Here is a 10,234-nt window from a genome sequence, read left to right on the forward strand (position 1 = left end):
TTCTCATTTGTTTTTAAAAAGTTCACGTTTTATCCTTATTTAGCTTTTATAATTGGTCTAATTTTCCTCATTTATCAGCTCACTATGCCAAAAATAAAACCGTCCAGAATAGTTGTCGCCATAGTCAGTATTCTTGCTATTGCAGTCACCGCCTGGTTCTTTTTAAAACCCAAAGAGCAAGCACCGCAATACATTAGCAGTGAAGTCACGCGTGGTGATATTGAAGACTCTGTTCTTGCAACCGGTGTGCTGGAAGCCACCAAAATGGTCAGCGTCGGTGCACAGGTTTCGGGTCAGGTGAAGAAGATGTATGTGCAATTGGGAGACCAGGTGAAACAGGGTCAGCTGATTGCACAAATTGATTCGATCCGCCAGGAAAATGATCTGAAAACGGCTGAAGCGAGTATTAAAAACCAGCAGGCTCAACTGGCAGTCAAGCAGGCAAACTTGGCGAAAGTCCAAGCTGAATATCAACGCCAGCAAGCCATGTATGCGCAAGATGCGACTTCGCGTGCAGAACTTGAGGCTGCATTGGCCAGCTACAAAACGGCACAGGCGGAAATTTTGGCGATTAATGCCCAGATTGAACAGTCCCGTTTAACCCTGGCAACGGCCAAAGAAGATTTGGGCTATACCCGGATTGTTGCGCCTATGGATGGCACCATTGTGGCCATTGTGACTGAAGAAGGCCAAACCGTAAACGCCAACCAAAGCGCACCGACCATTGTCAAACTGGCCAAGCTCGACAACATGACCATTAAAGCTGAAATTTCAGAAGCTGACGTGATGAAAGTCGAAGAAGGTCAAACCGTGTATTTTACCACCTTGGGCAATAGCGACAAAAAACATTATGCCAAACTACGCCAGGTAGAACCGGCACCGAACTCCATCAATACGGAAAGCAATAACTCATCCACTTCGTCTTCAAGTACGGCGGTGTATTACAACGCCCTGTTTAATGTCCCCAATGAAGATGGCAAACTGCGTATTGATATGACTGCGCAGGTTTATATTGTGCTGGCTGAAGCAAAAAATGTATTGACTGTACCTGCAGCAGCCTTGCAAAGTTCAAACCGTCCGCAAGGCAAACGTGCTGATCGTAATGCAGACCAGGCAAAACAACAAAATCCGACTGATCATGATCAAGCGCAAACTGAGCGTCCAAAACGCTTGCAACTGTCTACCGAAGAAAAAGCACTGATTGAACAAGGTAAAGCCTCTATGTCGATGGTTCGCGTAATTCAGGCAGATGGTACAGCCAAACCGCAACCGGTCCTGGTCGGCTTGAACAATCGTGTCACTGCTCAAGTGATTAAGGGCTTAAAACAGGGTGACAAGGTGGTCATAGCCGATGCTTCGGATACCTCAAACGATGCTGCCAAACGCAGTAACCGTGTAGGTGGTGGTGCCGGTCCAGTGAGAATGTAATCATGAGCCAAGATCAACAGCCTTTGCTCAAGGTCACAGATCTGACCCGTGAATTCCCCGCCGGGGAAAGCACCATTCAGATTTTAAAGGGCATTAATCTGGAGATTTACCCGGGAGAACTGGTCGCGATTGTCGGGCAGTCCGGTTCGGGGAAATCCACCCTGATGAATATTTTGGGATGTCTGGATCAGCCAAGCTCAGGAAGCTATCAGGTCAAAGGGCGTGAAACACGTCAATTGGAAGCGGATGAACTGGCTCAACTGCGCCGTGAATATTTCGGTTTTATTTTCCAGCGCTATCACCTGTTGGGCGATTTAAGCGCGGCAGGTAATGTTGAAGTTCCGGCCATTTATGCAGGTGTCGATGCTTCTGCCCGTCAACAGCGCTCGACCCAGCTGCTTTCGAACCTGGGTTTGGCTGAAAAGACCCAGAACCGTCCCAGCCAGCTTTCCGGTGGCCAGCAGCAGCGTGTATCAATTGCCCGTGCCTTGATGAACGGCGGCGATGTGATTCTGGCCGATGAACCGACCGGTGCACTGGATAAAAACAGCGGCATTGAGGTGATGCGTATCTTGCGCGAGCTGAATGCCAAAGGCCATACCATCATCCTGGTTACCCACGATCATAACGTTGCCAAAAATGCCTCGCGTATTATTGAAATTAGTGATGGCAACATTATTTCAGATAAACCGAATGTGCCTGAAGTTGCCGCAGATGAGGTTTTAGAAAAACAGACCTTAGAACAAACCGCACAGAAAAAAACGCCTTCCTGGCGCTCTGCTGCGGACCGGCTAGGCGAAGCTTTCCGTATGGCGCTGCTGGCCATGAACGCCCACCGCATGCGGACCTTCCTGACCATGCTCGGGATTATTATCGGGATTGCCTCGGTGGTGTCTGTAGTGGCTTTAGGTAACGGTTCACAGAAACAGATTCTGGAAAATATCAGCAGCCTCGGAACCAATACCATTACCGTCTATCAAGGCCGTGGCTTTGGCGACAATTCCAAAACAGCCCAGGTCAAAACACTGGTTCCTGCCGATGCGGATGCCCTGGCAGAACAGCCCTATGTTGATGGGGTCAGTCCATCGGTCACCAGCAACATCACGGCACGTTTTAAGGATACCGAAGCTTCCGCCACCGTGAATGGGGTCAGTGAAGACTTCTTCTATGTTCGAGGGATGAACTTTGCTTCAGGACAGCCTTTTGACAAAGAAGGCGTGACTGAACGTGCCCAAGACGTGGTGATTGATGACAATACCAAAAAGACTTTTTTTAGTGATGGTACCAACCCTGTCGGTCAGGTCATTCTGTTGGGCAGTGTTCCCAGTCGTATTATTGGTGTAGTTGAAGCACAAAAATCAATGATGGGAAATTCAGACAGCCTGAATGTTTACTTGCCCTACTCTACGGTGATGAGCCGCATGTTAGGCCAGGCGAATGTACGCAGCATCATTGTCCGGGTCAAAGACGAATACCCAAGTGCGGCAGCTGAAAATGCCATTTTAAATTTATTGGTACAACGCCACGGCGCACAAGATGTGTTTACCCAGAATGCAGACAGTATCCGTGAAACCATTCAGCAAACCACGCAAACCATGACCCTGTTAGTCTCTGCGATTGCGGTGATTTCCCTGATTGTCGGCGGTATTGGGGTGATGAACATCATGCTGGTCTCTGTGACTGAACGAACTCAGGAAATTGGCGTGCGTATGGCTGTGGGTGCCCGGCAAAGTGACATCTTGCAGCAGTTCCTGATTGAGGCGGTACTGGTCTGTATTTTAGGTGGGATCCTGGGGGTGCTTTTATCTTTAGGCATTGGACAGCTGATTAGCCAGTTTGCCAGCGGTACCTTCCAGATGGCCTATTCCACCACCTCCATTGTGGCGGCCTTCGTCTGCTCAAGCATGATCGGGATTATCTTCGGCTTTATTCCTGCCCGTAATGCAGCACAGCTTAACCCTGTGGATGCACTTTCTCGCGAATAAGGATAAATAGAATGCAAATGAATTTTACCAAGCTTATTGCTAGCCTTATTTTAACTGGTTCTCTGATCGGTTGTGCAGCGGTGGTAAAAACACCGTATGAACAGCCTGCCGTGAATATTCCAGGCAGTTTCCAGAATAGCAAAGCCATGAGCCAGCAGGTGCATGCCGATATCATCTATGCCGATCAATGGTGGACCTTGTTTGGCGATGCGCAGCTGAACCAGCTGGTCAATCAGGTTTTAGCCAGCAATACCGATCTGGCGGTTGCCGGCATTAATTTGCAGCAGGCACGTTTACAGGCCGGTTTGGCGAAAAACCAGCAAGGCCCTCGGGTCAGCTCCAGTGTTTCAGCTGGACATACGGTTGACCTCAATTCAGGTGATGATGCTTCGCGTGGCCTTTCTTTAAGTGGCGGCGTGAGTTATGAACTGGACTTGTTCGGAAAGCTGGCTCGACAAACTGAAGCCAGCCGATGGGAAGCCTTAGCAACTGAACAGGACTTGCAAGCCACTGCACAAAGCCTGATTGCCACTACAGCAAATTTATATTGGCAGTTGGGTTACTTAAATGAACGCTATCAAATTGCCGGGCAAAACCTGGCCAGCACACAAAAAGTCTTTGAGCTGGTGCGTAGTCAATATCGTGCCGGCGCGGTTTCCGGTCTGGACTTAACCTCAGCGGAACAATCGGTGCAAAGCCAAAGAGCGACATTAAGCCAGATTGAGCAGCAGAAAGTCGAAACCCGAACAGCATTGGCAGCGCTGATACATCAACCTGTACAGCAACTGAACATTCAGGAGCCTTCTCGTTTACCGCGTATTGCCCTGCCGGCTATTTCTGCAGGTTTGCCGGCAGAGCTGTTGTCACGCCGTCCAGATTTACAGGCCAGTGAACTGCGTTTACGCAAGGCCCTTGCCACTAAAGATGCGACCAAGGCCAGTTATTATCCTTCCATTAACCTGACCGGAAACCTGGGTTCTTCCAGCACATCTTTAACCAGTCTATTGCAAAACCCGGTGTTAACTTTAGGTGCCAATCTTAGCCTGCCGTTCCTGCAATATAACGACATGAAAAAAGATCTGGCGATCAGTAACCTGGATTATGAAAAAGCGATTGTGCAGTATCGTCAAACCCTGTATCAGGCCTTTGCCGATGTGGAAAATGCCTTATCTGCCCGCACTGAATTAAACAAACAGGTGGCCCTGCAAGAACGCAATTTACAGCTTGCTGAGAAAACCGAGCGTCTAACTGAAGTACGTTACCGTAACGGGGCCATTGCCCTGAAAAACCTGCTGGATGCACAGGAAACCACGCGTAACGCCCGTTTGTCTTTGGTTCAAACCAAACAGAGCCAATACAATGCCTATGTCACCTTGATGCAGGCTTTAGGCGGCAGTCCAGTCAAACAGCTGCCTTAAGTTAAAGGTAAAATAAAAAAGATGCCATTTCGGCATCTTTTTTATTTCAGAAAAATTCCTGAGAAAATGTTCTGTTTGGCTATTTTTAACTTTTTACAGGTTAAAAACTCGGGCGGTAATATTTATAGGTCAGTCCTTTTTCATTATAAACATCATAACTTTTTTGCTTAAAGTCAGAGACCCATTGCTTGCCGTTAAATCCGGCAATGTGGCCATACACATGCTTGCCGGTTCGATCAATAATATAAATATCACCTTCTTTAGGTGCATCGAACTTGGGATTAATTTGTCGATAACCAATTTTCGTCAGGGTATTTCCCCAGTCTGCCGCAGCAACGGGATGACTTTGAAACCTTGCACCAGCCGATTCCAAAGCAAGTCTGATACTTTTGGCACATTTTTGTGAACTGCTGGTTGAAGAAACCGCCTGCAAGAAATCGGTAAATTTACTGATATCAATTCGCTGTCCGTTCTTTGCCAGCATATTCTTTTTGGTTATGGCCTGGTCAGTCTGAAATTCCGAAGATTTTTTTGAATTTTTACCCGATTGGGAACGAATTATGATGTTTGCCTGAACAGGAGCGTGAACTTCACTCATGTTTACATTATGATCATAAACCATTCTTTAACAAACACTCCTAAGCTTAAGACTAACAGCTTTTCACTCATTTCGACGGCAAGATGGTAACCTCTAAAATGTGATTTTTCATATAACAAATGTAATTAAATATAAATAAATTATCGATAAGTGAGTTAACTGACTATTTTTTGTTGATTTTTATAACCAGCTGCGACTAAAAATTTATTTTATGCTTACCCGATCAATAAAGGTCATCATTGGTTTTCAGGCCAAACCATAATGGAATGAGGATGAGATTGAACAGCAAGGTGCAAGATCTGCTCTTGACTGCATTTTGTAAATCTTTCTTAAACCATGCTTATTTCAGCAGGATCACAACCCCTATTTTTAGTCTTTGATACTGTCAGACCTATAAAGTTTTTTGGAGCTTAGAAAAATACATTCAATAAAATGCAATCCATTTTCCTCCTCCTGATCATTTCTAACCAAACCCCATCAAGATTAAGCCTTATGATTTATATGGCTTTAAAATCATAAATATAAATCATATATTTATAAAAATTATCACCAAGATTCACACTTACTTTCCCTCTCAATGGATACAGTTCCCTCCCCGGAAAAAAAAAGCTAATATGTAAGGTTAGCCAACAGATTCTAAAATTAGAATTAGCAAACAGATTCTAATGACAGAGACATGAACCAGATTCTAATGAGAGAGACATGCGTCAGTATTTAGACCTTTTACAACATATCCTCGACAACGGTGGCGATAAAGGCGACCGTACCGGTACAGGGACGCGTTCAGTGTTCGGTCACCAAATGCGCTTTGATCTTTCCAAAGGTTTCCCTTTGTTAACCACCAAAAAAGTACACTTCCGTTCCATCGTGATTGAACTGTTGTGGTTTTTAAAAGGTGATACCAACGTTAAATATCTGCAAGACAACAAAGTTACGATTTGGGATGAGTGGTCCACTGCAGAACAAACGGCGCGTTTTGGCCGTCCTGAAGGCGAATTGGGTCCGGTTTATGGTCATCAGTGGCGTAATTTTGGCGCAACCAAAAAAGAAAATGGTTTATATGAACAGGATGGTTTTGACCAGATCACCTGGCTGATCAATGAAATTAAAACCAATCCCAATTCACGCCGTTTAATTGTGTCAGGCTGGAACCCTAAAGAAGCAGGAACGGTTGCCCTGCCACCCTGCCACACCCTGTTCCAGTTTTTTGTACAGGATGACAAACTGTCTTGCCAGCTTTATCAACGTAGTGCCGACGTGTTTTTGGGCGTTCCCTTTAACATTGCCAGCTATGCCCTGCTCACGCACATGATTGCGCAAGTTTGCGGTTTGGGTGTCGGCGACTTTGTCTGGACCGGTGGCGACACTCACTTATATGTGAACCACTTTGAACAGGCTCAATTGCAACTCAGTCGTCAGCCTCTACCTCTATGTCAGCTTAAATTAAACCCTGAAATCAAAGATATATTTGATTTTAAATTTGAAGATATTGAAATTGTCGGCTATGAATCGCATCCCGGCATTAAAGCGCCAGTAGCGGTTTAATTTTCCTTATTAGAGTTCCCTCTCCTGAAGAATTGTTTAAGCACTGCTTTAAACAATTCTGTCAGTGAGGGTTAGGGAGAGGTAAATTACCCCTCATCCTCTTACGGAATATATTCCCATCCCTGAGCCATATATGGCGCAAGACAAGGAATTGGAAATCAAAACTTTAAATCCCTCTTCCCTCCTTTACTAAAATGGAAAAATTGTAGGAAGGATTTTGGAATTATTCACAAGGATTAAATAAATGAGCTTCCAAAATTTAGAAGTTGTGCATGTTGTGGCCATGGATCAACAGCGCTGCATTGGTAAAAATAATGACCTGCCTTGGCACATTTCAGCTGACCTGAAACACTTTAAGGAAATCACCCAAGGCGGTGTGGTGGTCATGGGACGCAAAACCCTGGAGTCTATGGGCCGCACTTTGCCAAAACGGGTCAACTGGGTGATTACCCGGGACAAGGACTGGTCGTTTGAAGGCACCAAAGTGGCCTACTCGATTGAAGATGCCTTGGCTCAAGCCATTGCCGATGTCAAGGCATCAGAAAAACCCGAAGCAATCTTTGTGATTGGCGGTGGTGAAATTTTTAAACAGACCATGAACATTGCCGACCGCCTGGAACTGACCCATGTTGAACTGGATGTTCAAGGCGATGCCTACTATCCGGAAATTCCGGCTGAATTTAAAAAGGTCGCCTCAGAACAACATATTGACGACAAAACCGGGATTGCTTTTAAGTTCGCAACTTACCGAAAATAAAGGCAATAATTACTTATAACAGTCAAATATGCATAATACTGGAACAAGAGAATTCCTTCTTGCCTTGGGCATGGTATTAGTCCATACCGTGTTCGGTTTGTTCGTTATTGTGTCCTCTATTTGGCTGTGTCTGGCCTTATGGTTTCAGGAACCTTTGGGCAGCTTTGGCACCCGCATACTGATCGGTCTCTGGATCGCTTTTGCCTTAAGCATCCTCGGCATTTATCTCACCCAATATGTCTTGAACCGTCAGACCGATGTGCTGATCTATGTTCTGTTTTTTCTTGTCGGCTTATTCTGGTATTTTAGCCTAGAAGCCCGGCAAGATCGCGAGTGGAATCCGGAAGTTGCCCAAGTGCTGTCTTATCGGCAGCACGGCGATCAAGTGACCTTACACAATGTACGCAATTTTAACTGGCATGCAGATGGCAGTTATGATGAACGTTGGGAAACCCGTCAGTTTGATTTAAACCAGATCACAGGGGTAAATATTATTACTTCCTACTGGATGGGACCACGCATTGCGCATACCCTGGTCAGTTTTGATTTTGCCAACAGCCCGCCGCTGACCTTTTCAATTGAAATTCGCAAACAAAAAAATGAAGAATTTTCAACTTATGGAGGATTTTTCAGAAAATACGAACTCAGCCTGATTGCAGCAGATGAAAAGGACCTGATCTATACGCGCAGCAATATCCGTGGTGAACAGGTCTATTTCTTCCCGATTAATATGTCAAAAAGCGAAAGACGCGCCCTGTTTGAAGAATATCTGCACAAAGCCAACGAATTAAGGCAGCAGCCGAGATGGTACAACAGCCTGACCAGCAACTGTACCACGCTGGTATTTGACATGGTACAGGCCATATCAAAAAGGCCTTTTCCGGCAGATTACCGCCTGCTCGCTTCTGGCTATTTGCCGAATTATCTCTATGACTTAAATGCCATTTCACATGATTTAAGCATCAAGCAATGGTACAACATTGCTTATATCAACCCGCGCGTGAGACAATTTAAGCATCTTTCCAGTAGCCAATATTCAACATTGATTCGCCACGGCATCCCCCAGCCAATAACGGATGAATTAACTGAATTTTAAAAGTAAAAATATAAAAACATTCCATTTAATCCTAGTGAAAAGCCTATTTTTTTGTTTATATAGACTCCAAGTTAAACCAAGAATGAGAACTCAAATATGTTAAAAAAAATGTTTGCTGTCGGCATACTGGGCGCTGCAATTGCTTTTACCGGCTGTCAAACCACACCGAATGCCGCACCTCCTATTGAGGCTGCAAACTTGGTACAACTGCAAAACCGTACCTGGATTGCCACCCATATTGGCAATACCGAAATCAAGACAGCACCGACTGCCCACAATATTCCAAGCTTGCAGTTTGATGCTGCCAGCAAACGGGTCAGCGGTGCCGATGGTTGCAATCGCATTATGGGCAGCTATGAAGCAGGGCGAGATACGCTCGTGCTCGGTCAAATGGCGGGCACCAAGATGGCCTGTCTGGATAGCAACAATGTAGCGCCACAATTTAATGAAGCCTTGGCGAAAGTCGCAAACTATCAGGTGTTTGGAAAAACGCTAAAACTGCTGGATCGTCATGGCAATGTAGTGCTGCAATTTTCCAGCCCAGTGCAACCACGTTAATTGTTTAAATAAAAGCCTGAAATCTCAGGCTTTTGTGTTTAAAATGTATAAATTCATTGTCGCTTCATAGAAAGCCCCTATATTAAAAATAATAAGCAAATACAGGATAAGATCATGCAACAAGCATTATTGGGTGGTGGATGTTTCTGGTGTGTCGAAGCCGTTTTTTTACAGTTAAAAGGTGTGGAAAAAGTGGTCAGCGGTTATGCTGGCGGTCATACTGAACATCCCAGTTATGAGGATATTTGCCGTGGTGACACCCAGCATGCGGAAGTGATTCTGATTGATTATGATGAAACGCAAATTAGCTTTGCCCAGCTTTTGGATGTATTTTTTACCACCCATGATCCAACGACCTTAAACCGTCAAGGTAATGACATCGGCACTCAATATCGTTCAGTCATTTATTATTTTAATGATGAACAGCAGCAGCAGGCAGCACAAGCCATTGAGCATTTAAAAGCGCAAGGTTTAAATATTGTGACCGAGCTGAGCCCTGCACCGAAATTCTACCCTGCGGAAGAATATCACCAGAATTTTTTTGCCCGCAACCCTTCCCAAAGCTACTGCAATTTCACCATTCCACCGAAACTAATGAAATTGCGCAGCAAGTTTCAGGACTTGCTGAAATCTGAATAATCTGGCCCTGCCAATATTAGACACTTAGATTCTCAAATGAAGTGCAACAGAGATTAAATTATTGGAAGGAAGCAAGATGAGCTAGCATTTTGCTTCCGACCGACCAAAGTCAAAGTTGCATCATGAACTACACTCATCTTACCCAAGAAGAAAGATATCAGATTTATACTTTGTTACGTGAAGGTTTTTCTAAACGTTATATCGCTTGGA

General features: G+C 45.0%; 10 protein-coding genes. 9 read left to right on the top strand and 1 reads right to left on the bottom strand.

Annotation, left to right across the window (positions count from 1 at the left end; all coding sequences use genetic code 11):
- The first annotated feature begins 84 nt into the window (after positions 1 to 84).
- Genes E0H88_RS09200 through E0H88_RS09210 form a run of 3 tightly spaced genes read left to right on the top strand, consistent with a single transcriptional unit; the run spans position 85 to position 4,831 of the window.
- Positions 85 to 1,428, top strand: a complete 1,344-nt coding sequence (locus E0H88_RS09200; RefSeq protein ID WP_131273946.1) for a MacA family efflux pump subunit — start codon at positions 85 to 87, stop codon at positions 1,426 to 1,428.
- A gap of 2 nt (positions 1,429 to 1,430) precedes the next feature.
- On the top strand, positions 1,431 to 3,413 hold the full coding sequence (locus tag E0H88_RS09205) for a MacB family efflux pump subunit (protein WP_131273947.1): 1,983 nt from the start codon (positions 1,431 to 1,433) through the stop codon (positions 3,411 to 3,413).
- Positions 3,414 to 3,424: 11 nt separating this feature from the next.
- Complete coding sequence (locus tag E0H88_RS09210; RefSeq protein WP_131273948.1) at positions 3,425 to 4,831, top strand: efflux transporter outer membrane subunit; 1,407 nt, start codon at positions 3,425 to 3,427, stop codon at positions 4,829 to 4,831.
- 100 nt (positions 4,832 to 4,931) lie between these two features.
- Here the strand turns inward: E0H88_RS09210 and E0H88_RS09215 are convergent, their stop codons facing one another.
- A complete protein-coding gene (locus E0H88_RS09215) occupies positions 4,932 to 5,453 on the bottom strand; it encodes a CHAP domain-containing protein (protein WP_092819039.1) in 522 nt (173 codons plus the stop codon).
- 678 nt (positions 5,454 to 6,131) lie between these two features.
- Here E0H88_RS09215 and thyA point away from each other — a divergent pair.
- The 6 genes from thyA to E0H88_RS16280 all read left to right on the top strand — a co-directional run.
- Positions 6,132 to 6,974 (top strand): thymidylate synthase, encoded by an 843-nt coding sequence (gene thyA, locus E0H88_RS09220; protein WP_092819040.1) that lies wholly within the window; start codon positions 6,132 to 6,134, stop codon positions 6,972 to 6,974.
- A gap of 244 nt (positions 6,975 to 7,218) precedes the next feature.
- Entirely contained in the window at positions 7,219 to 7,731 is a 513-nt protein-coding gene (locus tag E0H88_RS09225) for a dihydrofolate reductase (protein WP_092819041.1), read from the top strand.
- A gap of 28 nt (positions 7,732 to 7,759) precedes the next feature.
- Positions 7,760 to 8,827: an Lnb N-terminal periplasmic domain-containing protein gene (locus tag E0H88_RS09230; RefSeq protein ID WP_131273949.1), complete on the top strand. Its 1,068-nt coding sequence runs from the start codon at positions 7,760 to 7,762 to the stop codon at positions 8,825 to 8,827.
- Positions 8,828 to 8,923: 96 nt separating this feature from the next.
- Entirely contained in the window at positions 8,924 to 9,385 is a 462-nt protein-coding gene (locus E0H88_RS09235; protein WP_131273950.1) for an META domain-containing protein, read from the top strand.
- A gap of 114 nt (positions 9,386 to 9,499) precedes the next feature.
- A complete protein-coding gene (msrA, locus tag E0H88_RS09240; protein WP_131273951.1) occupies positions 9,500 to 10,024 on the top strand; it encodes a peptide-methionine (S)-S-oxide reductase MsrA in 525 nt (174 codons plus the stop codon).
- A gap of 122 nt (positions 10,025 to 10,146) precedes the next feature.
- Positions 10,147 to 10,234, top strand: an 88-nt coding sequence (locus tag E0H88_RS16280; RefSeq protein WP_213033332.1) for a helix-turn-helix domain-containing protein, incomplete at its 3' end; no start/stop codon positions are given.

It is taken from the genome of Acinetobacter sp. ANC 4216 (genome assembly GCF_004331195.1).
GTDB classification, from domain to species: domain Bacteria; phylum Pseudomonadota; class Gammaproteobacteria; order Pseudomonadales; family Moraxellaceae; genus Acinetobacter; species Acinetobacter kookii.

Bases quoted from the DNA above. Each gene is read 5' to 3' on its own strand.
- E0H88_RS09200 (WP_131273946.1), top strand. From the start codon at position 85: ATGCCAAAAATAAAACCGTCCAGAATAGTTGTCGCCATAGTCAGTATT.
- E0H88_RS09205 (WP_131273947.1), top strand. From the start codon at position 1,431: ATGAGCCAAGATCAACAGCCTTTGCTCAAGGTCACAGATCTGACCCGT.
- E0H88_RS09210 (WP_131273948.1), top strand. From the start codon at position 3,425: ATGCAAATGAATTTTACCAAGCTTATTGCTAGCCTTATTTTAACTGGT.
- E0H88_RS09215 (WP_092819039.1), bottom strand. From the start codon at position 5,453: ATGGTTTATGATCATAATGTAAACATGAGTGAAGTTCACGCTCCTGTT.
- thyA (WP_092819040.1), top strand. From the start codon at position 6,132: ATGCGTCAGTATTTAGACCTTTTACAACATATCCTCGACAACGGTGGC.
- E0H88_RS09225 (WP_092819041.1), top strand. From the start codon at position 7,219: ATGAGCTTCCAAAATTTAGAAGTTGTGCATGTTGTGGCCATGGATCAA.
- E0H88_RS09230 (WP_131273949.1), top strand. From the start codon at position 7,760: ATGCATAATACTGGAACAAGAGAATTCCTTCTTGCCTTGGGCATGGTA.
- E0H88_RS09235 (WP_131273950.1), top strand. From the start codon at position 8,924: ATGTTAAAAAAAATGTTTGCTGTCGGCATACTGGGCGCTGCAATTGCT.
- msrA (WP_131273951.1), top strand. From the start codon at position 9,500: ATGCAACAAGCATTATTGGGTGGTGGATGTTTCTGGTGTGTCGAAGCC.